General features: G+C 61.3%; 23 protein-coding genes. 8 read left to right on the top strand and 15 right to left on the bottom strand.

Annotated features, from left to right (window positions below; all coding sequences use genetic code 11):
• Positions 1–31: 31 nt before the first annotated feature.
• Positions 32–1,060 carry an ABC transporter substrate-binding protein gene (locus JHW44_RS14930; protein WP_089345494.1) on the bottom strand — a complete coding sequence of 343 codons (1,029 nt, stop codon included), beginning with the start codon at positions 1,058–1,060 and terminating at the stop codon, positions 32–34.
• A gap of 253 nt (positions 1,061–1,313) precedes the next feature.
• Between JHW44_RS14930 and JHW44_RS14925 the strand changes: the two genes are divergently transcribed.
• The 3 genes from JHW44_RS14925 to JHW44_RS14915 are packed head-to-tail and all read left to right on the top strand — an operon-like array spanning position 1,314 to position 5,124.
• Complete coding sequence (locus JHW44_RS14925; RefSeq protein WP_089345495.1) at positions 1,314–2,042, top strand: response regulator; 729 nt, start codon at positions 1,314–1,316, stop codon at positions 2,040–2,042.
• On the top strand, positions 2,039–4,507 hold the full coding sequence (locus tag JHW44_RS14920) for an ATP-binding protein (protein WP_089345496.1): 2,469 nt from the start codon (positions 2,039–2,041) through the stop codon (positions 4,505–4,507). The genes JHW44_RS14925 and JHW44_RS14920 overlap by 4 nt, the downstream gene beginning before the upstream one ends.
• The gene (locus JHW44_RS14915) at positions 4,507–5,124 is read left to right on the top strand and encodes an HAD family hydrolase (RefSeq protein ID WP_179217770.1); all 618 of its coding nucleotides are present in this window, start codon (positions 4,507–4,509) and stop codon (positions 5,122–5,124) included. The genes JHW44_RS14920 and JHW44_RS14915 overlap by 1 nt, the downstream gene beginning before the upstream one ends.
• Before the next feature lie 46 nt (positions 5,125–5,170).
• Here JHW44_RS14915 and speB read toward each other — a convergent pair whose 3' ends face one another.
• The 8 genes from speB to JHW44_RS14875 form a co-directional block, all read right to left on the bottom strand.
• Complete coding sequence (gene speB, locus JHW44_RS14910) at positions 5,171–6,133, bottom strand: agmatinase (RefSeq protein ID WP_089345498.1); 963 nt, start codon at positions 6,131–6,133, stop codon at positions 5,171–5,173.
• Positions 6,134–6,334: 201 nt separating this feature from the next.
• Positions 6,335–7,348, bottom strand: a complete 1,014-nt coding sequence (locus JHW44_RS14905; RefSeq protein WP_089345499.1) for a branched-chain amino acid ABC transporter permease — start codon at positions 7,346–7,348, stop codon at positions 6,335–6,337.
• A gap of 1 nt (position 7,349) precedes the next feature.
• Positions 7,350–8,222, bottom strand: coding sequence for a branched-chain amino acid ABC transporter permease (locus tag JHW44_RS14900; protein ID WP_089345500.1), 873 nt, complete (start codon positions 8,220–8,222; stop codon positions 7,350–7,352).
• Complete coding sequence (locus JHW44_RS14895) at positions 8,219–8,893, bottom strand: ABC transporter ATP-binding protein (RefSeq protein ID WP_089345501.1); 675 nt, start codon at positions 8,891–8,893, stop codon at positions 8,219–8,221. Before JHW44_RS14895 ends, JHW44_RS14900 begins: the two co-directional genes overlap by 4 nt.
• Positions 8,886–9,614 (bottom strand): ABC transporter ATP-binding protein, encoded by a 729-nt coding sequence (locus JHW44_RS14890; protein ID WP_089345502.1) that lies wholly within the window; start codon positions 9,612–9,614, stop codon positions 8,886–8,888. The genes JHW44_RS14895 and JHW44_RS14890 overlap by 8 nt, the downstream gene beginning before the upstream one ends.
• An 85-nt stretch (positions 9,615–9,699) precedes the next feature.
• Positions 9,700–10,929 (bottom strand): ABC transporter substrate-binding protein, encoded by a 1,230-nt coding sequence (locus tag JHW44_RS14885; RefSeq protein WP_179217771.1) that lies wholly within the window; start codon positions 10,927–10,929, stop codon positions 9,700–9,702.
• Positions 10,930–11,045: 116 nt separating this feature from the next.
• On the bottom strand, positions 11,046–12,266 hold the full coding sequence (locus tag JHW44_RS14880) for a M24 family metallopeptidase (protein ID WP_089345504.1): 1,221 nt from the start codon (positions 12,264–12,266) through the stop codon (positions 11,046–11,048).
• Positions 12,267–12,292: 26 nt separating this feature from the next.
• Positions 12,293–13,693: an amidase gene (locus JHW44_RS14875; RefSeq protein ID WP_179217772.1), complete on the bottom strand. Its 1,401-nt coding sequence runs from the start codon at positions 13,691–13,693 to the stop codon at positions 12,293–12,295.
• A gap of 191 nt (positions 13,694–13,884) precedes the next feature.
• Between JHW44_RS14875 and JHW44_RS14870 the strand changes: the two genes are divergently transcribed.
• Positions 13,885–14,928, top strand: coding sequence for a helix-turn-helix transcriptional regulator (locus JHW44_RS14870; RefSeq protein WP_179217773.1), 1,044 nt, complete (start codon positions 13,885–13,887; stop codon positions 14,926–14,928).
• A 60-nt stretch (positions 14,929–14,988) separates the two neighbouring features.
• On the opposite strand, the gene JHW44_RS14865 is transcribed toward JHW44_RS14870, so the two are convergent.
• Genes JHW44_RS14865 through pedF form a run of 6 tightly spaced genes read right to left on the bottom strand, consistent with a single transcriptional unit; the run spans position 14,989 to position 20,407 of the window.
• On the bottom strand, positions 14,989–15,402 hold the full coding sequence (locus JHW44_RS14865) for a hypothetical protein (protein ID WP_089345507.1): 414 nt from the start codon (positions 15,400–15,402) through the stop codon (positions 14,989–14,991).
• On the bottom strand, positions 15,384–16,016 hold the full coding sequence (locus JHW44_RS14860; RefSeq protein WP_245847347.1) for a pentapeptide repeat-containing protein: 633 nt from the start codon (positions 16,014–16,016) through the stop codon (positions 15,384–15,386). The genes JHW44_RS14865 and JHW44_RS14860 overlap by 19 nt, the downstream gene beginning before the upstream one ends.
• A gap of 58 nt (positions 16,017–16,074) precedes the next feature.
• Positions 16,075–17,946, bottom strand: a complete 1,872-nt coding sequence (locus tag JHW44_RS14855; protein WP_089345509.1) for a PQQ-dependent methanol/ethanol family dehydrogenase — start codon at positions 17,944–17,946, stop codon at positions 16,075–16,077.
• A 49-nt stretch (positions 17,947–17,995) separates the two neighbouring features.
• Positions 17,996–18,949 carry a quinoprotein relay system zinc metallohydrolase 1 gene (locus JHW44_RS14850; protein ID WP_089345510.1) on the bottom strand — a complete coding sequence of 318 codons (954 nt, stop codon included), beginning with the start codon at positions 18,947–18,949 and terminating at the stop codon, positions 17,996–17,998.
• Positions 18,946–19,722 carry a quinoprotein dehydrogenase-associated SoxYZ-like carrier gene (locus JHW44_RS14845; RefSeq protein ID WP_089345511.1) on the bottom strand — a complete coding sequence of 259 codons (777 nt, stop codon included), beginning with the start codon at positions 19,720–19,722 and terminating at the stop codon, positions 18,946–18,948. Before JHW44_RS14845 ends, JHW44_RS14850 begins: the two co-directional genes overlap by 4 nt.
• Positions 19,723–19,735: 13 nt before the next feature.
• A complete protein-coding gene (pedF, locus tag JHW44_RS14840) occupies positions 19,736–20,407 on the bottom strand; it encodes a cytochrome c-550 PedF (RefSeq protein ID WP_089345512.1) in 672 nt (223 codons plus the stop codon).
• A gap of 143 nt (positions 20,408–20,550) precedes the next feature.
• Here pedF and JHW44_RS14835 point away from each other — a divergent pair, with 143 nt between their 5' ends.
• Genes JHW44_RS14835 through JHW44_RS14820 form a run of 4 tightly spaced genes read left to right on the top strand, consistent with a single transcriptional unit; the run spans position 20,551 to position 25,278 of the window.
• Positions 20,551–21,114, top strand: a complete 564-nt coding sequence (locus tag JHW44_RS14835; protein WP_179217774.1) for a rhodanese-like domain-containing protein — start codon at positions 20,551–20,553, stop codon at positions 21,112–21,114.
• Between the two features lie 53 nt (positions 21,115–21,167).
• Positions 21,168–21,875 (top strand): response regulator, encoded by a 708-nt coding sequence (locus tag JHW44_RS14830; protein WP_245847348.1) that lies wholly within the window; start codon positions 21,168–21,170, stop codon positions 21,873–21,875.
• A complete protein-coding gene (locus JHW44_RS14825; protein ID WP_089345515.1) occupies positions 21,872–23,029 on the top strand; it encodes an FIST N-terminal domain-containing protein in 1,158 nt (385 codons plus the stop codon). The genes JHW44_RS14830 and JHW44_RS14825 overlap by 4 nt, the downstream gene beginning before the upstream one ends.
• Complete coding sequence (locus tag JHW44_RS14820; RefSeq protein WP_089345516.1) at positions 23,026–25,278, top strand: hybrid sensor histidine kinase/response regulator; 2,253 nt, start codon at positions 23,026–23,028, stop codon at positions 25,276–25,278. Before JHW44_RS14825 ends, JHW44_RS14820 begins: the two co-directional genes overlap by 4 nt.
• Positions 25,279–25,391: the final 113 nt, after the last annotated feature.

The following is a 25,391-nucleotide window of genomic DNA, read 5'->3' as shown; positions in this document are numbered from 1 at the left end:
CGCGGACCTTGGTGGGCGAGGGTCGCGGGGATCAGTTCTCGACCGCGCCGCCCGAGCCTTTGACGTCCTTCTCCCAGCGCTCCAGCAGGCGTTCGCGGGTTTCAGATGCACCATAGGTCGCGAAATCGTAGTCGATCAGCTTGACCGAGGCCATGTCGGGCGCATCGGGATCGGTTTCGGCACCGGGGTTGGACGGAATATTGTAGACCCCGACTTCAAGCCCCGCCGACTGTCCCTTGGCCGAGGTGACATATTCGACCCATTTCCTGGCCGACTCGAAGTGCGGCGTGCCCGCAACGATCGAAACAGCGCCCAATTCGTAGCCCGTCCCTTCGCAGGGGGCGACCAGTTCGACCGGGAAACCCTCTTTCTTCAGCTTGACCATGTCATGCATGAAGCCGATGCCTATCGTCGTCTCGCCGCGCGCGGTGGCCTTGACGGGGGCCGAGCCGGATTTGGTGTATTGGTTCACATTGGCGCCGATATCGGCCAGCAACTTGATGGCCTCATCCTCGCCGAACAGCTGCACCAGGGTCGCCAGCTCGGTATAGGCCGTCCCGGACGAATTCGGGTTGGCCACCTGAATCTCGCCCTTGTATTCCGGCTTGGCCAGATCGCGCCAGCAGGCCGGGGCGGGCAGATCCTTCTCGGCCAGCACCTCGGTATTATAGATGAAGCCAAGCAGGCCGACATGCACACCCACGGCGCGGCCCTCGGTCATTTCGGTCATGTTCTGCGCCCATCCCAGCAGGCCCGAGACATCCACATCAGATGCCGTGGTCAGCCCTTCGCTGGCCGCGATGATATGGGGATCGCCGGTGCCACCCCACCAGACATCGACCTTGGGATTGCCCTTTTCGGCGCGCAGCTGGGCCAGCACCTCGCCCGTCGATTTGCGCACCATCGCCACATCGATGCCGGTGTCGATCTGGAAATTCTGCGCCATCAGATCGCACCATGTCTGCTCGTTCGAGCAAACAACGTTCAATTCTTCGGCCGCCGCAGCCGAGGCCGCCAATCCCGCAGCAAGCGCCAGGGCGCTGATCGCAAATCTCTTCATGCTGTCCTCCCATTGAACCGACCGGCCCCTTCCCTCATGGCCCGATCCGGATTAGCAGAAGCCTGACATGAAGCGGATCGCGCAAACGACCCTATTTTCATGAACAGGACTGCAATCCCGGCATAAAATGATGAACAATGTTACAGGCGGGGCGGCATTCTGTCACAAATGAAACACTATACGGCCTCCCCGTGTCCTTGACGCCAAGGCATCATGCAGGGACCGGGCGAGGAGGTCGGAATACGGAGGAGAAATGGCCGAGAATGAACCCACAGCCGGGCCGGTGGTTGCCGTGGTCGATGACGACCCCGATCTGCGCAGCAGTGTTGCCGCTCTTCTGGCTGAAAACGGCTTCACTCCGGTCCCGGTCGCTGACAGCGCAGGTTTCTTTGCCGCCGCCGCAAGCCAGTCAATCGATCTGGCCCTGATCGACCTGCGCCTTCACGGTGAAAGCGGACTGGCGCTGGCCATCCAGATCCGCGAACGCATGGGGCTGCCCATCGTCATGCTGACCGGACGGGGCGATGACACAGACAAGATCATCGGGCTGGAAACTGGCGCCGATGACTTCATGATGAAACCCTTCAATCCGCGCGAACTGCTGGCCCGCATTCGCGCGGTCCTGCGCCGCAGCGGCCACAGCGGAGTCGCGCTGCCGGACCGCAGCCAAAGCCAGTTTCTCAGGTTCGGCCGCCTGCGTCTTGATCAGACCCGGCGCGAGCTGATCGGCCCCGATGGCAATGAGATTCCCCTGACGAATGCCGAATACAGGCTGCTTGAGTATTTCCTGCGCCATCCCGATCGCATCATCGCCCGCACCGATCTGCTGCGCGAATTGGGCAGCGACCTGTCGCTCTATGTCGACCGCACGGTCGATGTGCTGATCCTGCGGCTGCGGCGCAAGATCGAACCCGTGCCGTCCAAGCCGATCCATCTGCAGACCCGGCGTGGCCAGGGCTATATCTTTGTCACCTCTCCATGAAGGCATGGCGTCCCAGCGTCCGCGCGCGGCTGTTTGCGGCGTTGGTCGTGCTGACCGCCGCAACATTGGCGGTCGGGGCGACCAGCTGGATCACCCTGCAAAAGGCAACCGCGCGGCTGGACCGGCTGCATAACGAGACGCTCGCCTCGGTTGACCGGGCCCTGCTTCTATCGCGCCAGGCCTCGGATCTGGCGACGCGGGCGCCCTATCTGCTGACATTGGCAAGCCCCTTCCGCATTCGGCAAGAGGCCGATGTCGCCCATGACCTGATCATCGAGATCACCGAGAATCTGCATCCGGCGGAAACCGGAACCGACGCCCTGCAGCGCATGGATCGCGGGATTCAAACCCTGGTGCAGGCTGCTACGGTCCGGTCGGAACTGGCGGACAGGATCCTGCGCCGCAATGCAAGGACAAGCGTGCTGGAGGAGCAGTTCACCGATCTTGCGAGGCGCCCGGATATCTCATCTGCAGACGAACGGAACTGGCTGAACCTGCAAGGCCTGGCCCGCGCCCTGCTGGGCGCGATCAACGCCGACAATCTTGTCACGGTGGGCGAATTTCATCGCGCCTATCACCATCTGGTTCATGCCATGCCGGCAAGCGACGACCCGCTCTGGCAACAGGGGCTGGCGCAACTGCGCGAGCTTGCAGAAGGACCCGATGGCCTGTTCGAATTGCGCCGCCATGAGGTCGGACAGAAGATTGCCGCTCAGGCCGCGCTCAATACCATCCGCAAGGGGGCCGAAGCCATCAGCCTGCACGCGGCGAATGTGACGGCCGCTGCCGAAGCCCGGATCGCGGCGGAACGTGCGCAAACGGTCTCGGCCATCTTCGTGGCGCGTCAGACGATCGTTCTGATCGGCATTTTCAGCGCGGTGGTGGCGTTGGGGACGGCGCTGTATGTCTCGGGCCATGTCACGGCCAATCTGCGTGCGATCTCGGACGCGATGACCCGTCTTGCCGTGGGCGACCGTTCCAGCCGCCTGCCGCGCGGCGAACATGGCGGCGATGAGATCGGCAAGCTGTTCTATGCGTTTCGCGCATTTCGCGCCAATACGCTGAAACTGGACCGCTCCAACCGGCAACTTGCGCAGCGCAATGCCCTGTTCCAGAATCTCTATGACAGCATGTCCGACGGCCTTGCGATCCTGTCCGAAGAGGGAGCCGTGATCGCGGGGAACCCTCATCTTGCCTCGGTGCTTCAGGTCACGCCGCAAGAGGTGCAGCGCCGTCCCCGAATGACCGCACTGCTGGACTCTGGTGGCTGGCAGCGATGCACCGGGCCGGATGGCGTTGTCGAATTGCGTCGCCCCGATGGCCGGGTGATCGAAATGCGCGAAAGCCGCCTGTCCACCGGCGGCTCGGTCATGCTGCTGTCAGATGCCTCGGAACGCCGCGAGTTGTCCGAGCGGCTGAGACAGGTGCAGCGCACCGAAGCCCTTGGCAAGATCGCCGGCGAAGTAGCGCATGATTTCGGCAACATCCTGTCCACCATTTCCACCAGCCTGCACCTGATGGAGAATGCGCCCCCCGAACGCATGGCCTCGCTGCGTCAATCGCTGGGGGCCGCGCTGGATGTCGGTTCATCACTGACGCAGCGCCTGCTGGCCTTTGCCCGGCGGCTGAATCTTGAACCCGAAGTGATGGATCTGAACGACCTCGTGGCCGGTGTCGAGGATCTGATCGCCCTTGCGCTGGATGAACAGGTCACCCTTGCGATAGAGACCGCAGAAACCGCGTTGACGGTCCGTATCGACCCCGGACAGATGGAAAGTGCGCTTCTCAACCTGTGCCTGAACGCCGCGCAGGCCATTCAAGGTTCAGGCCGCATCGACATCAGGCTGCGCCATTTGACCGAACAGGAGATGGCGCTTGTCGAAGTCTGTGACAGCGGACAGGGCATGTCGCCCGAGGTTCTGGCCCATGCGATGGAACCCTTTTTCACCGCGCGTTCGGATGGCACCGGAACGGGGCTTGGTCTGGCCATGGTCTCGGGCTTCATTCGCCAGTCCGGCGGTGACGTCGAGATCACGTCGCAGCCGGGCAAGGGAACCTGCGTGCGCCTGATGTTGCCGCTTTGCGTCGAGGCCGCGACGAATATCGCGGACGCTCTGCGCGTCCTGCTGGTCGAGGACGACCCGGCCGATGCCGCCCATGCACGCGCCGTCCTGACCCATTCGGATATCACCGAAACCGCCGATCCGGACGAGGCGCTCCGGCTTTTGCAATCGCAAGTTTTCGACCTGCTGGTCACCGATCTGCATCTTGGGCCTGACGTGGCCGGATGGCGACTGGCCGAAGCAGCTCTGCAGGCCGATCCCGATACCCGCGCCATCGTCGTGTCGGGTCATCTGCCCGCCAGAAACCCGCTGGATGCACGTTTCCCTGGCCGGGTGTTCGGTTTGCCAAAACCCATGAAGGCCGCAGCTCTTGCGGCATGTTTGCAAGGAGCGCCGCACTGATGCCCCATCCTCCCAAAGCCCTGATTTTCGACTGCGACGGGACGCTGATCCTTAGCGCCGAACTGCACTATCAGGCATTTTCTGCCGCCTTTGCAGCCCAGGGCCACCAACTGGATCGCGATTTCTATTTCGCCCGCACCGGATTGTCGCGCCGCGCCTTGCTGGCATCATGGATCGAATTCACCGGCAAAACGCCAAACAGCAATCAGCTTGTCGACGACAGCGTCCGGTTGGCAAAAATCCTGGCTCTCGCGGGCCAGTTCCGCACCAACAGCGATATCGTCGATCTGGCTCGCGCCTGGGGGCCGCGCCCCTCGGCGGTCGCATCCAATGGTGAGGCCGGGCTGGTGCTGGCCATGCTGAAAACAGCCGGGATCGACAGTCTTTTCGATACCGTGGTGACGATTGATCAGGTCGGGGTGCCAAAGCCCGACCCCGCCATGTTTCTTCTGGCAGCGGCGCGACTTGAGGTCAGTCCTGTCGATTGCCTTGTGCTGGAAGACAGCGCTCAGGGGCTGGAAGCGGCAGAGCGGGCGGGCATGGCGGCGATCGACATTCGCGCGCCACAGTCCCTGTCCCGAATCGAGGCACTGCTTGCATGCTCGGCCATTCAATGAACCAACAAGAGGCGGCCCACACGGCCAAGCCGCCCCCGGCATAGGTTCAACTGGCTTTCAGCATGGCCAGCGTTTCCAGAATGATGCGGTTCGCGGCAATCTGTGTCACCTTGGTCGGATCGAGCGATGGCGCGACCTCGACAATGTCAAGGCCCCCGATATTCAATTCCTTGAACTGGGCCAGTATCTCGAACATTTCGCGCAGCATCATCCCGCCCGCCGTCGGCACGCAAGTGCCCGGCGCAACCGTCGCATCAAGCGCATCAATGTCTATGGTCAGATAGACATCCCTGGCCCCGCCTGCGATCCTGGCGGCTTTCTGCCCCGCGGGTTTCGCTCCGTCGCGGATGATTTCATCCAGAGTGATCACCGTCAGACCATGTTTTCTGGCATTCTCCAGTTCGGTGCGCGGATTGAGCCAGCCACTTATGCCGATCAGGACCATATGTCTGGGATCGAACCCGGCATCCACAGCACGGCTGATCGGGCAGCAATGACTGTCCTTGACCCCGCCAATATCGTCCGCGGTGTCGTAATGGGTGTCGAACAGGATCAGCCCCGGTTTTTCGTGATGCCGTGCAAAGGCGCGCGCCCCACCAATCGTGACCGAGTGGTCGCCGCCGATCAGCACCGGCCTTGCGCCGCCGGCAATGATATTGCTGATCGTCTCGGTCGCGATCTTCATGGTGTTTTCGACGTCACCGGGAATGACCGGAATATCGCCGCAATCGACCATCCTGAATTTCTGCGACAGGTCGATATCGGATGTCGCGTTATAGGTCAGGAACAGGCTGGAATGCTCGCGAATGCCACGAGGCCCGTAATTCGCGCCCGTGCGGCTGATCTGCGTCGAGTCAAAGGGAAAGCCGATAAAGGCCAGATCTGCCTGCGAGGCCTTGATGGCCTCTTTCTTCGGCGGAACGTAGGGAAGACCGAACATGGTTCCTGCGATGCCGGAATGGATCAGGCCATTCCACATCGTTTCATCCATCGGAATTGGGCTGCTCATGACAATGGCCTTTCAGATATGCTGCCGGCAGGCATTCAGCCGGGCAATTTGGTTGAGTTCCTGCCCCCAGTCTCTGCCGGACTCCGGGGCATGGGCAATCGTGACAGCTGTCACCGTTGAAAGCGTCGGTCTTGTCTGTCCTGCCGCCGCGGGCGATGGAAACGGCGCGCCCCCATCGCCATATTTCTTACCGGGACAGGGTCATGCCCTGTCGCCGTCAGCCCGTCGCCGCCGGGTCAGACCGGCAAGGCCATTGGGGAAAAAGATCACCAGCACGACGACCGCGACACCCAGCAACAGCAGCCGGTAGTCGTCAAAGCTTCTCAGCAGCTCGTTGCCGATCACCACGACAAAGACGCCAAGGATGGCACCGGGAAAACGGCCCATGCCGCCGACCGCAATCATGACCATGGCCATCAGAAAGAACTCGGTGCCCAGGATCTTGGGTGTGACCACGGTGGTATAATGGGCATAGATGCCACCGGCGATGGCGGTGAAGACAGCCGAGACGACAAAGGCCAGAAACTTGTATTTGTTCTCATTCACGCCAATGGACTGGGCAAAGGTGCCGGCATCGCGCATCGCGACGAAAGCCAGCCCCATACGCCCGCGCAGCACCACGAAATAGATCACATAGACACAGACAGCGCCGAAAGCGAGCGAGACCCAGAACCATGTCAGCTTGTCGATTGTCGAGACCTGATAGCCGAACAGGTTCAGCCAGGGCACGCCCAGAAGGCCGGTATGTCCCCCCATCCCGATGGCCTTGCCCTGCTGGATGACCGGCGGCAGTGCCAGATGAACGGCAAAGGTGAACAGGGCCACATATTCGCCCTTCAGGCGCAGGCTGGGAATGGCGATCAGCGCCCCGACTGCGCCACCGAAGATGGCGGCGCAGGCGATCGACAGCAAGGGCGTGAATCCCGCATAGATCGACAACATGGCCGACGAATAGGCCCCGACGGCAAAGAACACCAATTGGGCATAATTGAAGATTCCGGCATATCCCAGGATCAGATCCCATGATGCGATGACGATGCACCAGATGAACACCAGGATGAACACATGGCGGATATAGTTGTCGCCGATCAGCGCCCCCAACAGGGCCAGACCGGCCACGACAATCCAATAGATCACGCTGTCCCTCAGCAATCCCCGTCCGGTGAAAACCGAAGAGATCAGCTGTGTGGGGTCGTCTTGTCTTGATGTTTTCATTTCAGCTCTCCCAAACCCCGAACAGGCCTTTCGGACGGATCATCAGCACGACGATCAGCATGACCAGCCAGGCGGGCATCGCCCAGTTCGACCCCAGAAAAAAGATGATATAGGCCTCCAGAACGCCGAGGATGAAGGCTGCCACAAAGGCCCCCTTGGTGCTGCCCAATCCGCCCAGAACCACAATGACAAAGGCCTTGAGGAAGGGCCCCCATCCACCAAGCGGCGAGATCAGGAAGACCGGCGCCAGCAATATCCCGGCAATCCCGGTCAGAACCACCGAAAGGGCAAAGGTCAGCGCAAAGACCTGATTGACATTGATGCCGACCTGACTGGCACCCTGCATGTCCTGCGAGACGGCCCGCACGGCCTGACCATAGCGTGTATGGGTCAGAAAGAACTCGAGCGCGCCTACAAGACTCAGGGAAATTGCGAAGATCCAGATCTTGTACCAGGACAGGGTGATCCCGCCCAGGGTCACCACACCTTCGGCAAAGGCCGGTATGGTCTTGGTGCCCGGCCCGAAGACCAGCTGCAACCCATTCTCGATGATGAAGGCAAGGCCAAGCGTCACCATGATGGTGTTGACCTTCCAGTTCGGCGAACTGCGCAGCGGGCGGATGATCACCCGCTCGATCACAAGGCCGCTGGCCGCCAGAACCGGAATCGCGACCAGAATGCCCAGCCAGAGGGGCAGATCGAGATAACCGACCACCAGAAACCAGGCGATATATCCACCCAGTGTATAGAGAGAGCCATGCGCGAAATTGAGGATGCGCGACGCCCCGTAGACAAGCGACAATCCGATGGCGATCAGACAATAGACCGCCCCCTGTGTGATGCCGCTCAGCAGAATTTCGATCATCTGGGTCATAGCGATTCCTGAACCTGTTCCGGCACGGCGGCCGAGACGACGCCCTCCTCGATGAAATAGACGCGGTCGATCATCCCGCGCAGCAGCGACATGCTTTGTTCGACGATCAGGATGGTCAGACCTTCCTTGTTGAGCGTCGCCACTGTCTGCAGCATGGTTTCCGTCAGATTGGGGGCAAGGCCCAGGGAGGGTTCGTCAATGGCCAGCAAGGTGGGGTTGGACATCAGCCCGCGTCCCAGCGCAACCATCTGCGCCTCGCCCCCGCTCAGCGTCCGGCACAGCTGGCCGCGCCGCTCGGCCAGTCTGGGATACAGATCGAAGACCCGTTCCAGATTTTGCTTTTCCATCTTGCGCGCCTGCGGAAGAAACGCACCCAGTTCCAGATTTTCCAGAACCGTCATGTCGGGAAACAGGCGCCGGTCCTCGGCCACATAGACCAGCCCGCGCCCGACCAGATCCGGTGCAGAGCGGCCCTCGATCTCTTCGTCGTTGAACCGGACCGAGCCATCGCTTACCGGCAAGATGCCGCATACGGCCTTGAGCAACGTGCTTTTCCCATGCCCGTTTGCCCCCACCACGGCGACCATCTCGCCTCTGGTGACGTTCAGCGACACGTCATGCAGGATATGGAAGTCGCCATATCCGGCGTTGATATTGCGGATTTCAAGCATCGTGTTTCTTGCCCAGATAGATCTCGACCACATGGTCGTCGTTCAGGACGATCGATGGTGTGTCGAGCATGACGAATTCCCCGAAATTGATGATCAGGATGCGATCGGCGATCTCGGCAAGCGCCCGCGTCTTGTGTTCGACCATGACCACCGTGACCCCAAGGCTGTCGCGAACATGGCGGACCACATCGAGGAATTCCGCGATTTCTTCGCTATTCAGACCGCCAAGAGGCTCGTCCATGAAGATGATTTCCGGCCCGGTCGCCAATGCGGCCCCCAGCATGATCCGTTTGCGCGTCAGCAGATCGGCACGCGCCGCGTCCATATCCAGATGATCGCCCAGACGGGTCAGCGACAGGATTTCCTCCAGCGCAATGCCCGAAGGCGTGCCGCGGGCCTCATGCCCGAACAGATGACCGGCCAGAAGATTCTCGCCCACGGTCAAGGATGACAGCAGGGTCGGAATCTGGAATGTCTGTGCAATTCCCAGACCGCAGCGGACATGGCGCGGGCAGGAGGTGATCGTCCTGCCGTCAAAGATGACCTCGCCTGCCGAGGCTTTCAACCCGCCGGTGCAGACATCCATCAGGGTGCTTTTCCCGGCACCATTTGGCCCGGCGACGCCCAGGATCTCGCCTCGGGAAATGTGGAAGGAAAGGTCGGTCAAGGCCCGGAACGGTCCGAACTTCATGGTGACATTTTCCAGCGACATGTGGCTCATGCGAAGACTCCCTTGGGTCCGGCAAGTCGGATGCGATCCGCCGCGCCATCATCCGGGGATGATGGCGCAGAGTGGCCTTGCTGCATTAGTTGCCCCAGCTTGGAGCAACGATCTCGCCGACCTTCTCGTCACCCACGACAAGGCGCACGCGTTTCCCGTCCTGCACCTGGATCAGCTGCGCGGGTTGGGTCTGGGAACCGGTGTCGATGAAATTACGGTCGTTGAAGGCATAGATTCCCGCAATTCCGTCATAGTCCATGCCACGGATTGCATCGGCCACGGCGGCGTAATCCGAGGCATCGCCAGCCTGTTCCACGGCGGCTGCCCACATATTGACCATGTCATAAACTGCGGCCGCCAGACTGATCGGGGCTTCGGCACCATAGGCGTCCTGCCATTTTGCTTCGAACGCGCCGCCTTCCTCGTCTTCAAGATGCGCATTCAGGGTAAAGGCCAGAACGCCCTGCGCATTGCCCTGCGCGATCACATCATCAAGACCGGGCGTGGCCCCCATATAGCCGACACTGACCAGAGCATTGCCCGCAGGGTTGTCGTTGAATTGCGAGATGAAGGTCGTGGCAACTGCCGGGTCCAGCGCTTCCAGATGAACAAGGGCAGGCTCTGTTGCGCGGATCTTGGACAGGATGCCGGTCCATTCGACGGTGTCATAGGGGACTTCCTCGGAGAACACGACTTCCCAACCGGCAGCCTGCGCGGCCTCGGTCATGCCCTTGGCGACCTCGACATCCCATTCATAGTCACCATGGACGATGGCCAGCCGCTTGGACTCGAATTCATATCCCGTGGCCAGCATCTGTTGGAAGACGGCCTTGCCATAGTTCACATCGACATCCGATGCATTGAAGACAGCATCGCAATGCATCCGCTCGGCCAGATCAATGACGCTGGAGACCGCATCATTGTGGATATAGGGAATGCCATAGGGACAGAAGGCCGGGATATCCGGCCCCATTCCTCCATAGCCGTTGATCAGGGCGCTGACGCCTTCGCGCTCGATCAGATTGGCAGCCGCCGCTGACAGTTTGTCAGGGGTCAGATCGCCGATATCGAAGGTCACGACATCGACCTGGTTACCCAGAACACCGCCATTTGCGTTCAGTTCATCGACGGCCAGACGGATCGCCCGTTCCATCGTTGCCCCGTCTGCTGCCAGATAGCCGGTCAGCGGGATCGGCGCGCCAAGGGAAATGGTGTCGGAACTGGCGGCCTGCGCGCTGAGCGCGGCCATGATCGCGGCGGCAACAACGGTATTCCCGCGCGCCAGACCGAACAGATTTATGCATTGATAACGCATCGTGTTTATCTCCTGTTGGAATTCCAGACGGCTGCGCTTTCCGTGTCGCGCCATCTTGTTCTTGTCCGTCCGCCCTGACATGTCGAATGTCGGGCAGACGGTTTTTCAGCAATCATTCATGCCCAGAACCTGCTGTTGCAGTCGGCTGTCAGGATCTCTGCGCCTTTTTCTGTGACAAGCACGTTTTCCTCGAAATTCGAGGCTCCGACCCCGGGTTTGCTGACCAGAGCCTCGATGGCCAGCGTCATATTCGGAGCAATCACGGTATCTTCGTCGTCGACGATCCACGGCCCGTCGATCCCAAGGCCAAGCGCATGGCCAAAGCAAGGGAAAAGCCTGCTGAAATTATTGGTTTCGTCGCCGGTGCTCTTATGGTTGGCAAAACCGTTGTCGTCCAGCCATTTGGCCCCGGTCCGGTAAAGGTCTCCGAAAGTTGTTCGGTTCGGAGTGATCGAGGCAATGATATGGTGGATCAGCGCGACATTCCCATCAAGCAATTCACGTTGTCCGTCCGAAGGCTTGCCGCCCACGACAGTCGAGCGGGCGAAATCGGTATAATAGCCGTTGACCGGTCCCCATTGGTCAATATGAACCAGATCGCCTGTCTGCAGCGGTCGGGTCACATTCCAATGCGGCACGCCCGAGCTGCCCATGTAATGCTGCGCGTTGGGACCGCTTGAGATGGCGATATCCTGTTGCGTGCCGCCATTTGCGGCCAGAACCGCAAGGCCCGCGCCGACGGCGTCACCCTCGGTATTGCCTTCGATGACGGCGCCCATTGTGGCCTCCATCCATTTGACCCCGACAGCAGCCGAGCGGCGCATCAGGGCGATCTCGGCGGGGCTCTTGATCACGCGCAGGCGGTCAAGGATGTGGTCGGCATCCGTCAGGTCCAGCCGTTGGCCGGCGTGGTCCTCCATCCGACGCAGCGCACTGACCAGAAAGGACATCATCCCGACCATGCCAAGCTTGCCGCCCAGCAATCCGGTTTCCTTCAAGACATCGACCACGCCTGCGGCAAGGTCAGGCTCGGCGCGCACATCACTGACCTTGATACGATCCTCGGGGTCGTCGAGATAATCGGTCACAAGGATCGGATCGCCATCGACGGGCAGGATCAACGCGCCATGCCCGCGGCTGGACCAGGTGCGCCGGTCGGGCACGCAGGGAAACAGCGACACGAAATTGGTCAGATAGTAAAGATCGCCATAGGCTTCGACCGAATGCCCGCTGCGGGACCAGACGATCAGCGCATCCAGGCCCATATCCTTCGCCATGGCCTGCGCTTTCGCGCGGCGTTCTGCGAATTCTGAATCGGGGATGTGAAAGGCAGGCATGAATTTCTCCTGTGGTGTCTGGGGGATCAGATTTCCGGGACCGGCAATGGCCCGATCAGGGCTTCGATGGCGGCAGCGACGGACAGCGTGGCCTCGTCCTGCAAGGGAGGGCCGACAATCTGCATTCCGATCGGAAGGCGCGCGCCGGTCAGGCCGATAGGCAGCGACAGAACCGGGCTTGTCGGAACCATATTGAAGGGATGGGTCATGTCGAAGGCGGCAAGCTTGCCGTTCGGCAGCGTTCTTTCGAAATCCGCATCGCTCTGTGTCACCAGCGGTGCCGGAACGGCGTTTGTCGGGCACAGCAGAAACTCATATCGCGCGAATATCGTGTTGAGTTGGTGGTTCATCTTGCTGCGCAGAACCTCGACCCCCATCAGATCCATGGCGGTATGGCGTTGTGCCTGTTCCAGACCTGCCTGCAATTCGGGATGCATCTGCGCCCGCTGCGCGGCTGTCCGGGCATTGGGGAATGTCGCCAGCAGGCAGAACCAGCGGATCGCCCATTGATCGAAGACGTCCCGCGTCCATGGCAGATCGACCTCTTCGACAATCGCGCCCGCATCGCGCAGACGCTGCGCGATATCCATGACGCCACGGTCTATTTCGGGATCGACGGCGCAATAGCCAAGGTCACGCGACAATGCGAAACGCCGCCCTGTCAGGTTGCCGGGGCCAGTCGCTGCATGCTCGAAGCTGCTGCGCCGCGACAGCATATCCGAGGGGTGATGCCCGGCACTGACCGCGACAAAGCGGGCGGCGTCTTCGACCGATCCTGCCAGAGCCCCGAAATGCGACAGGGTTTCCAGCGCGCTTGGCACGATGTCCATGGGAATACGCCCAAGGCTGGGCTTGAACCCCACCACGCCGCAGGCCGCCGCAGGAATGCGTACCGAGCCGCCCATATCGGTGCCTTCGGCAAGCGGCACCAGACCGGCGGCAACCGCTGCTGCCGAGCCACCCGAGGAGCCGCCCGAACTCCGTGACAGGTCCCAAGGGTTGCGGGTCACGCCATAGCGTGCGGTATTGGTGAAACTTGAAAAGGCCAGTTCGGCAGTGGTGGTCTTGCCGACAATGATTGCACCGGCGGCCTTCAGCCTTTGCACGATCACCGCGTCATGGGATGTCTTGCCCTCGCCGCTTGTCCAGGACCCCAGCGTGGTGTGATGACCCTTGCTCGGGGTCATGTCCTTGATGCAGATCGGCACCCCGTGCAAAAGCCCCGGCACCGCGCCCTGTGCCAGTTTGCGATCCAGGTCGCGCGCCGCCTCCTGCGCTTCTTGCGGGAACCATTCCGTGAAGGCATTGCAGCGCTCTTGGACATGCGGCAGGCGGGCCATGACATCGGCCACGGTTTCCTCGCATGTCCGGCGCCCGCAGATATGGTCTTCGACGATTTCGCGTGCTTTTGCTCTGGGGCTGGCCACTGTGTTTCTTTCGCTTGGGTCGGCTTTCAGCAGATCGCAAACGGTCATTCCGGGCAAGAATGACAACTGTCATCATGCGCGCAGGCAGTCTGCCTTGTAATCAGGCAGTGCAGGATTGACGCGCGCCCAATGTCATGGCGGGCCTTCCTTGTGCAAGGCAGAGGCTTAGGTTCATCCAAGGAAAGGGACATATGCCCGATACACAGAATATGAAACGAGGCGCACCCGATCCTGCCCTTGAACTGCTCATAGATCTTGCGCCGGTGCTCGACAGTCTGGGCAAGGATGATTTCTATGTGAAACTGGCTTCCGCAGTGGCCTGCTATATGGATTCGGGCCGTTATCTGACTGTCCGCTATGCGCAATATGCCCGGCCTGAATTTCTGGTAAATGCCGCGATGAGCACCGAGGCAGTTCAGATCTACCTGAAAAACTACTATCGGATCGACCCGCTGCTGCGCATGGTGCGGGACGAGGCAACCCGGCCTGTCGTGACCTTTGACGAACAGCGGCGGAACGGCTCGGACACGATGTTCTATGACGAGATCTACCGATCCGCAGCGATCCGCGACGAACTGGTTTTCATGCTGCCCTCGATCGGCGGTGTCTATATCGCGATTTGCATCGACCGGGCCCGGCGCCTGTTTTCCGAAGCCGAACAGCTGCGCGCACGTCTGATCTATCCGCTGCTGGCCCGGATTCACTCGCTGCATATCTATCAGACCCTTTACGGACAGGTCGGTCTGGATCTGGATGACGGCGAAATCGCGACGATGGTTCAGGATGTGTCAGGAAATATCCTGTTTCGAAATCGCCAATGGACACAGAAAGCAGATGCCCTGCTGGAAACGCCGTTGCCCGAGATTGTCGGATCGCTGCGCTCGGGATCGGAAAAGATCAGTGAGACGATCATTCTGCATTGGGAAACACTGGACACCACCAATGCAATTGCCCCCAATGGCAAGGCGGTGATGCTGGAAACCGTCTCGCCGGGCTTTCTGGATCTGACATCGGAAGAACTCATCAACCGTTTTGCTGCGCAGAACGGGCTGACGCCGACAGAGCGAAAGATCGTCAGCTATACGTTGCAGGGATATACGCCGGGCAAGATCGCGGATTTTCTGGAGGTCAGGGTGGGCACCATCCGCAACCACAAGCACAGGCTGTATTACAAGCTGGACATCACCACCGAACGCGAACTGTTCAGCATGATGTTTGACTCTTTCGTCGCCTAGTCCCTTCGCGGCGAACCTTACATATGGCGCGGTCCAGCTCCTCGCGCGAGCGGGACCACATCATTCCCGGTCCGACTGCCCGGTGAGCGTCGGCTCTGCGGCGGACAAGCTGACGCGCCAGCCACCGGTCGCATTGATCTGCAACCGATAGCGGCCCGCCGCGGCGATCAGATGGCTGCTGCGCCCCGGTCCCGCGCGGTGCAGGTTCTGGACGACCTCACCGGTCTCGGACATCAGATACAGCACCATGACCGCATCATCGCTTTCATAATAAAGCCATGTATTGGCTGCGACCGAGATAGGCCCGACAGCGCCAGAGCCGGCCCCCCTGAACCCCTGCGCGGCAAGTGGCAGCCGGTCATAACAGGCAAGCCGCTGACGGTCGCCGGGGATATCGCGGCAGCTTGCCAGCGTCTGGGCCTGCGCGCCGATTGTTGTTGCGGCCAGCGCAAGGATCACCAGTCGACCGGACACCCGCTGCAATCCTCCATGTGGACACCTTCCCAGATGGTAAAGCGGATATTGTTTGCCTCAAGCCGGGCCAGCGCCATATCGGCATTATAGAACTTGGCCTCGGACAGATTGGCGGCGACGATACGGGCGCGTACGAAACGTGCCTTGGGGGCCCAGGATGCCTCCATCGAGATCGCGGTGAGGTTGGCATCGGTGAAATCCGCGCCGGCCAGTCTTGTGCCGTCCAGATTGGCACCGGTCAGATCCGCACCAAGAGCCTTCAGGCCCTGCATCTGCGCCATCGGGAACCGTGCACCACGCAGATCCGCACCCGACAGATCGGCACCGCGCAACTGCGCGCCGGTCAGATTGACGCGGGTCATCGTTGCGTTGCTCAGATCGGCACCGTTCAGATTGATGCCCGACAGATCGGCATGGGACAGATCGACGCCCGGACACTGGGCCCCTGCTGCCAGCGTGCAGCCGTCAATCACCAGCGGACCGGCCGGGGAATCATCGGTATCGGTGATCACGGGATAATCGGTTTGGCCGGCGCTCAGCTGGACCGGCGCGGCAAGCGCCGGGCCACCAAGAAGCATCGCGGCCAGGGTCAGACAACGCAGAAATTTCGGCATGGGAGTCATCCTGTTTGATGAAAATGGACGGGGACCATTGGCCCCCGCCCGATCAGGCTTATTGCGATGCAGCCAGCACGGTGTCGGGGATTTCAAAGACCCAGAAGGATCCGCCCTGACTGACCTGCGTGGTCAGCTGCGCCATGTCGCCCCCCCACAGCGGCACGGCGCCGCCATAGCCCGAGGCAATCCCCAGATACTGCTTGCCGTCATCTTCCCATGTGATCGGCATCGAGATGATCCCCGACCCGGTCTGGAATGACCACAGCTCTTCCCCGGTCTCCGAGTTGAGCGCCTTGACGAAACCGTCCGAGGTTCCCGTGAACACAAGGTTGCCAGCCGTCGCCAACGTGCCCGCCCACAGAGGAAGTTCCTCTTTGTGCTCCCATTTCATCTCGCCCGTTGCGGGATCGAATGCGCGCAGGGTGCCGATATGATCGTCATACATCCGCTTGATGCGGAAACCTTGACCCAGATAGGCCGCACCGGCCTGATAGGTGACATTCTCTGTCCAGTAATCCTCGGTCCAGTTATTGGCGGGCACATAGAACAGGCCGGTATCCCTGGAATAGGACATCGGGTTCCAGTTCTTGCCACCCAGGAATGGCGGCGAAACCTGAATCGTCGCCCCGCGAGATTCCCCTTCGGCGGGCAAGGGCGGACGCTGGCCCTCGTTCTCGACCGGACGACCGGTCTCCAGATCGATATGGCTGGCCCAGGTGATGTTGTCGACAAAGGGAAATGCGTTCAGCAGGGCCGTGGGCTTGTTGATTTCGGTGCCACGTTCGGCCAATGCGTCGATATCGGTGACATAGAAGAACCCGTTGCGGTCGGCATGGGCACCTGCGCGATGGGTCTTGCCGTCCTTGTCGATATAGTCGAACAGAATGATCTCGTTGTTGCCGGAAAAGTCCCATGCGTCATTCGGGGTATGCTGGTAGAAGCCAACCATCTCGCCCGTGGTCGGGTTCACATAGGCCTGACCGGATGTATAGAGACTGTCATAATCCCAGTAATTGCCATCCTGCGAACGTTCCCATGTATTCCAGGGCGCGGGGTTGCCGGCACCCACGATCAACGTGTTGGTTTCGGGATCATAGCTGGCAGATTGCCACGGCGCACCGCCGCCATGAGACCAGGCCTCGACCTTGCTACCGTCTTCATTGATCGGCCAGCTCGGGGCACTGGCATCGCCGGTCGGGCGGCTTTCCTCACCCTCGAAGCGGCCCGTGTGGCCCTCGACAAAGGGCAGCATCCAGATTTCTTCGCCGGTATCGGGATCACGGGCGAACAGCTGGCCCACCACGCCGAATTCATCCCCCGACGAACCGTGGATCAGCATCATCCGGCCGGTTTCGGCATCCTTGATGATCGTCGGAGCGCCGGTCATCGTATAGCCGACCTTGTGATCGCCGAATTTCTTACGCCAGACGACCTCGCCAGTGTCCTTGTTCAGGGCATAGATGCTGGCATCCAGCGAACCGAAAAAGATCTTGTCGCCATAGATCGCGGCACCGCGGTTCACGACGTCACAGCAGGGGCGGATGTCGTCAGGCAGCCGTGCCTCGAATTTCCACAGGCGTTTGCCGGTCTTGGCATCCAGCGCCCAGATTCTGCTGTAGCTTCCGGTGATATAGATGACGCCATCATGGACCAGCGCCTGTGCTTCCTGACCGCGCTGCTTTTCATCGCCAAAGCTGAAGGCCCATGCGGGGCGCATATGCTTGACCGTTTCAACGTTGATCTGATCCAGCGAGGAATAGCGTTGGGCGTTGTTTCCCATGCCATACATCAGCACGTCATCGGTGGTTTCATGGTCGTTCAGAATGTCCTCCCAAGTGACATCCTTGGCCATGGCGGTGGTCAGAGTGCCGGTCACCATCAACGCCAGAGCGCTGACCGCCGGGATCATCATTTGCTTAAGCGACATGCTATCCTCCTGTTGGCATGTTTTTCCGGCTCCTCCGGCCGGGTCGTTTTCAGCCGGCCTGCCCCAGGATGGGCAGTGCGCGGAGTTCGTATTCGCGCCAGCGCTGGATCACGCTGCGCTGGTATTCCTGTGGATTGGCTCCCAGATGCGCGTAATCGGGCATCGGTCCGGCGGCCATGGCCTCGATCCGGGTCAGACCGTTATTGGCGGCGCCGCGCAGGCGGGCATCCATCGCGGACAGGTAATGCTGGGTCTGGCCCATCGCTCGGCTGTCGCGGTGATAGGGACCATGCCCCGGCACATAGCCCGAGGCCGGGATCTGCGCGATCGTGGTGATCGCACTGGCCCAGGTCGGGATATCGGCATCGGGAAAACTGGGCGCGCGGTTCAGGAACAGCAGATCGCCCGCAATCAGCGTGCCGGTCTGACGATCCTGCACCACCAGATCGGCCTGACTGTGCCCCGACAGCGCCAGAATCTCCAGTTCACGTCCGCCAATGGTCATCTCGCCCGCAACCGCGTCCTGCGATGCCGGCCTGGGTGTGGTGCCATTCATCCATGAGCCCAGAATCCGATACAGCCCATCTGCCAGCACCTGCGCATCTTCGCTCTGGGCGCGGCGCGTGCGGGGCAAGGCGTGAATCGGCCGGTCCGCAAAGGCCTGATTGCCGAACCAGTGGTCAGGGTGATGATGGGTGTTCAACGACGCCGCAACCCCGCCCAGACGCTGATCGGCAAAGGCACGCAACGCGGCACCCTGCCGGGCCGTGCCACCGGTATCAATGACGATCGCGCCCTCATGCGAGGCCAGCATGACGATATTGCAGATCGCGCCGCCATTTTTCGGGTCGAAACTTTCCGTAGCGCCTTCGAACAACCAGACGCCAGAGGCGATTTCCTGCGGATGCAGGCGGTATTCGGGACGGGCGGCGCGCGCTGGCAGGGTGGCGGCCGCAAAGGCCGCGGCACCGGTCAGCAGGGTCTGTCGGCGGGTCAGGATCATGCCGACACCTCGGCATTGAACTGATAGCCCAGATTGTCGCGCGCCGAGATTCGGACCGGGCCGGTCATGCCTTTGGGAAGCAGGAAGGTCAGGCCGGGATCCTCTTCGACGGGTTCAAAAATCTCCAGCCGAGCGATCGGGCCAGCATCGTCAGCCAGGGTAAGCTCGGTCAGGTGATGGGCGCTGATGCCATCGGCCAGTCCGGTATCCATCGGGTGGCGCAGCGTCAGGCGCAACCGTCCAAAGGCGGGCCAGATCCGCCCGCGCATCTGACCCAGGTCCTGTTGCCAATCCGGGCGGGAATGGGCCGCCGCCGGAGCGGTGCAGCCTCCGCCCGCCGCATCCACGAACGAGGCTCCCATCCGCCAGCTGCCATCCGCCATGCGGACGCTGGCACGCAAGGGGCTGCCGATTTCATATTTGACGCCAAAGCCCAGAAACGGCAACGCGCGCAGCGGATGAAAGACCAGCACCTTCGGCAAGGGGCTATAGTCGATACTGACCACAATGCGATCAACAGGACCATCCAGCGCGGTGGCATCAACCAGCACCGGGACATGGCCGGGGTCCTCGGCATTGGGCGGGGTCAGGACCAGCAACGCCGGATCATGACGCCAGTCCTGCGGATCATCCAGAAAATCGCGGCGATGGTCCGGCCACATGCCGCTGTCAAAAGGATCGGTCCGGGCCGATTCCGGAACAGCTGCATTGCCCCTGAATTCGGCAAGCCCGACCTGCCCCCCCGGCAGCAAATATGTCAGCGTGCTTCCCATCGCCGCGCCCCTCCTAGTTCCGCAGCGCCTGTGTCAGAACATCCAGCGCCTTTTTGCGTTGCGGCGGGTCCTGAGCCAGCAGAAAGGCCGCCGCATCCAAAGCGGTGATGGTCTTGGGGGCACCGGACAGGGTTTCCAGCTCGGCCGCGCTGCTGGCCAGCGCCTCGGCCAGAGCCGCAACGGCGGCGTCATCGGCGGCATTGCTCAGCTGGGCGTGATAGGACTGGATATCGGGCTGTTTTTCCGCCAGTTCCTGATCATCGGGGCGGGTCTCGATATAGGTGCGGATTGCCCAGATCGCCTCTTGTGACAGGATGTCGCCAAACGGAGGCATCTTGACCGCGCCATTCTGGTGATAGCCGTTCAGCACGCGGTCCAGAAACCATTCGTCGCCGAAATCATCCGCTTCCAGAAAGCGCAGATCCGGTGCAAGCCCGCCCGAGATTGCCTCAAGCCCGTGGCAGCGTGCGCAGTTGCTGTTATAGCCCTTCGAGCCGATCTCGACAGCTTTGTACATCACTTCGGGATCGGCTTCGCGCCAGGGATTCTCGGTGGCCATCTCTTCGGGCAGGTCGGGCAGACCGGTGGTATCGACAGCCATCGGGGCGGTGTCGCCGTGCCCCAATGCGGCGGCTGTGCCCAGAACCAATGCCAGACCTGCCAGGGTGGTTGCCGTACGGAACATGACGTCTCCTCTCGTCTTGGTTGTCGGCAAGATTGCGTGTCGGACTGGCCCCCGACAATTCGCCAATGGTCGACAAGGCGGTCCAAGGGTATTGGCCAAAGGTCGAATTCCGACCGGGCACAGGATGTGGGACCGTGCCTGTCATGAACGCTTGCATTTCCCTTTCGCTGGCAACGGCGCTGTTGATGGCCGGACCGGCCCAGCCCCAACCACTGCACGACCCCGATACGGGCCTGCGGCTGGCCTCATATCGCGCACCGGTGCCCGGCGATGTGCCGGGAGGGCGCACAATCGGACTGGCAGAGTTACAGGACCGGCAGACCGGCGATGCGCTGTTGATTGACGTGATGGCCGCGCCCGAACATTTGCTGCGCGAGGACGGAACATGGGTGCTGGCCGCGAAACATGACACCATTCCCGGCGCCGTATGGCTGCCCGAGGTCGGACGCGGCAAACTGGATGCCCGTATCGCCGCCTATCTTGAAAACGCGCTGGCGCATTGTGACCGCGACCGGCCCATCGTCGTCTTCTGCCGCAGCGATTGCTGGATGAGCTGGAATGCCGTGCAGCATATTGCCGGGCGGGGTTTCACCAATATCGCGTGGTATCCCGGCGGAACCGATGAATGGCACGATTTCGGGATGCCCTTGCAGGACATTCAGCCCCTGCCCCTGAGCGGGACCCTTTGCGACGAGCGCCGGGGATAGACGGCAGCGGCCAATACTGCCTAGACTAGCCAAGAGAAGTTCAAGGACCTTTCATGACGCAGCCATCAAACCACGGTAAGCAGGACCTGCCGATGTCGGCCCTTCCCCGCCGCGTCGAGTCTGTTCTGATCGTCGAGGATCATCCACTGTTCTGCGACGCGCTGACGATCATCCTGCAGATCGTGGGCGGAATCAGCAGCGTCCGCACCACCGATACGATTGAAAACTGTCTGGCAATACTGGCGCGCGAGCCGGCCCCGGATGTGATTTTTCTGGATCTCAGCCTGCCCGATGCCGATGGCATGGACGGGCTTATGCAGATCCGCAAGGCCGTTCCGACTGCGGCAATCCTGATCGTCAGCTCGCTGCATTCACCCTCGACCATTCAGACGGCGATGGCGATGGGCGCGGCGGGCTATGTGCCCAAACACAGCAAAAGGCAGGTATTCCAGGACGCGCTGGCCGCCATCGCTCGGGGTGAACCCTATCTTCCGGAAGGCTTCGTCATGCCCGACAACCCGGCCCAGACCCATGCACAGGCCTGCAACAAGCTGGGCACCCTGACACCGCAACAGACGCGTATCCTGGCGCTGATCTCGGAAGGAATGATGAACAAGCAGATTGCCCATGAATGCCAGATCACGGAATCCACGGTAAAGGCCCATGTCACCGTCATCATGCGCAAGCTGGGCGTCCAGTCCCGCACCCAAGCGGTCCTGGCGGCGCAATCGGTGCGGTTCGACAATCTGGAAACACGATGATCGGAACACAGATTGGCGCGGGTCGCCAGATTCTGCGTCATGCACATTGTCTGGCAAATGCCTCGGACGCCGCTGCAAATCTGGTGGCCGAACTGGGGCCGGATCTGGCGCTGGTGCAGGTCTTTGCTTCGCCCGAGGCGGATTTTCCCGCGCTGATGGCCCGGCTTGCCGCGCGACTGGGCGACACACCGCTGCTGGGCTGCACAACCGCCGGAGAGATTCTTGCCGAATATGTCGAGGGACATATTCTGGCTGTCGGCTTTCCTGAACGCGACTTTGCCGCTCGGGTGGTCCCCATCAAGGATCTGAGCCATCTTTCGCCCCCCGACATCGTCACCGCAATGATCGGCACGCGCAATGCTCTGGCAGATGATCATCCTGACATGGCGCATGAATTCGCGCATCTGATGATCGATGGCGGGTCCTTTCGCGAAGATGCCCTGATGGAAATTGTCGCCCATGGGCTTGGCCCTGTACCTCTGTTCGGGGGCAGTGCGGGGGATGGGCAGAACTTTGGAACGACCTATCTGGCATTTGGCGGTCAGGTGCTCAGCAATGCTGCCGCGCTGACCTTTCTGCGCAGCCATTGCCCCGTGCGGGTGTTCAGCATGGATCATCTTGATGTCGGAGACACAAAGATGGTCGTCACCCGCGCCGATCCCGACCGCCGACAGGTCTTTGAAATCAACGCGGCCCCTGCCGCCACGGAATATGCCCGGATTCTGGGCATGCCGCTGGAACAGATCGATCCGATGATCTTTGCCGCCCATCCGCTGGTGGTGCAGGCTGGCGGGCGCCATCATGTCCGTTCGATCCAAAGGGTCGAGAACGGCACCGATCTGATCTTCTTTTCCGCCATAGACGAGGGTGTGGTGCTGACCCGCGCCATTCCGCGCGACATGGTGACGGCGCTTGCCACTGATCTGGCAGCCTTGGCCGATCCGGTCCCGCCCCAGGCCATTCTGGCCTGCGATTGTATCCTGCGTCGCGTTCAGGCCCGCCAAAGCCAACGCGAAAGGGATGTCTCGCAGGTCTTGAAGCAACATGGCGTGCTGGGGTTTTCTTCCTATGGGGAACAGTTTGGCGCAATGCATGTCAATCTTACGATGACCGGCATCGCCATCTATCCGCCCCCCGATGGTGAATCGTCATGAGCGAAACTCTGGTTGATCCCGACCTTCCCCCCGATGTCCAGATCGCGCGCCTGACGCAGATCACCCAGGTGCTGATGCGCCGGGTCGAAACCCAGTCAGGTGTCTCGACCGATGCCTATTCCCAGTTCGAGCGCGCCGTCCGGCTGGAGGATCAGGTCCGGCTGCGCACGCAGGAACTGGAACGCGCCCTGCAGATGCTCAGCGAATCCAATGTCGCGCTGTCGCAGGCCAATCGCCAGATCGAGTCTGCCCGCCGCGACCTGACCAGCGCCATAGAGGCCGTGCAGGAAGGTTTTGCGATTTTCGGCGATGATGATGTGTTGTTGCTGTTCAATGCCCGCTTTTGCGCACAGATGCCCGATGTCCGGCACCTTCTGAAGCCGGGCCTGCATTTCGACGAATATATCCGCATTGTCAGCCACAGCGCCATGCTGGAACTGCCTGCCGGGGTCACCCCCCGCGATTGGGCCACGACCCGTACACAGCGTCACCGCGCCGAACATGTCATCTTCAACCTGTCGCTGAAAGGCGACCGCTGGCTGCAGATATCGGAACACCGGACAGCCAATCAGGGCACCGCCATCGTGCAGACCGATGTCACCGACCTGATGCGCTCTGAGCGCGAACAGCGCGAGCGTCTGCTGGACAATCAGGGTCGCATCATCCGCGCCACGCTGGACCATCTGCAGCAGGGTGTGGCGATTTTCGACGCGGCAGGTGCCCTGGCAGGCTGGAATCGCAGGTTTCGCCATCTCAGCCATATGCCAGCAACGACATTCGATCTGGGCAGTCGCGCCGACCGGCTTCTGGATCAGATCCTTCTGAATTTTCGTGTCACCGGGTCACGTGGCGACGCCAAAGGTGACGCGCAGGCCGAAATGCGCCTGCGCCACTGGCTGGGCGGCACCGGGCCATCGCCCCATGAAACCCGCCCTTTCGGGTTCGAGCTGAGCCATCGCGACCACGCGCTGATTCTGGACGGGTTTGCCCAACGCCTGCCCGATGACGGTTTCGTTCTCTCGCTGACCGATGTCACTGCCGAAAGGGACGCGCTGCGCCGTCTGGCCCGCACGAATGAAGAGCTGGAAAGCCGCGTGGCCGCCCGCACCGATGAATTGCGCGACGCGCTTGAACGCGCCGAACGGTCCAATGCATCGAAGATCCGCTTTGTCGCCGCGGCCAGTCACGATCTGTTGCAGCCCCTCTCGGCTGCCAAACTGTATCTGTCGGCCCCCGACGCTGACAGATACAGCGTCTCCAATGTCGAGAAAGCCTCCGAAGCACTGAACAGCGTCGAGAAGATCATCGAGGCATTGCTGGACATTTCGCGGCTGGATACCGAGGAACAAGGGGTCGAGCTGGCGGATCTGCCGCTTGGCGATCTGTTGAACTCTCTGGCGCAATCCTTCCATCCGATCGCACGGTCCAAGGGCCTGAAACTGCGCATACGGCCCAGTTTCGCCTATGTTCGCAGCGACGCGCTGTATCTGCAGCGCATTCTGCAAAATCTGATCTCGAACGCGATACGCTATAGCCAGACCGGCGGCGTCCTTGTCGGGGTCCGGCCGCGCGGCGACAAGCTGCGGATCGAAGTCTGGGATACCGGCCCCGGCATCCGCCCCGAAAATCAGAAGGTGATCTTCGAGGAATTCCGCCGCCTGCATCGACGTGCCTCGGCTTCGGAAGGCATGGGACTTGGCCTTGCCATCGTCGACCGCGCCTGTGCGCGTCTGGGACATGCCCTTGAGCTGCGCTCGGTCCCCGACAAAGGCAGCGTTTTCTCGGTGACGGTGCCGCTAAGCCAGCACTCGCAGCATGGTCCCCAAAGCGCCAGCGAAGACGGCCATCGCGGCTTGCAATCGCTGGAACAAAAAGGACTGGTCGCCTTGCTGGTCGACAATGACGCCCAATTGCGCCGCGCCTTGGTCGCCCTGCTGGAAGGCTGGGGCGTCACGGTTCTGGATGCCTCTGGCCCCGAGGAGGCCATGGCCTTGATTGATGATCTGGATTTCGTGCCCGATCTGATGCTGATCGACCATCAGCTTGACGACGGTGCCGACGGGCTGGATCTGGTCGTTCTTCTGCGCCGTCGCTTTGGCTGGCGCCCCACGCGGATCATATCGGCGGACCGATCACGACAGCTGCGCGAAAGATGCGCGCGGCTGGGTCTGCATCTCATGTCCAAGCCGATCGACACCGGCACGCTGCACCATTTTCTGGCCTGCGTCTCGATTTCGCCGCAAAACTGACCCGGACGGGGGCGCGACCCGATCCGTCCGGTTGCAAGCTTGGTCCTGTCGAAGGCGAGCACTTCCCGGAGGTTTGGCCGCCGGAAAGTGGCTTCGATGGAAACAGCCCGTCC

It is taken from the genome of Paracoccus seriniphilus, from assembly GCF_028553745.1.
In the GTDB taxonomy this organism is placed as follows: Bacteria; Pseudomonadota; Alphaproteobacteria; order Rhodobacterales; family Rhodobacteraceae; genus Paracoccus; species Paracoccus seriniphilus.
The sequence above is the reverse complement of the archived record's forward strand: the minus strand, read 5'-3'. Positions and strand labels throughout refer to the sequence as shown.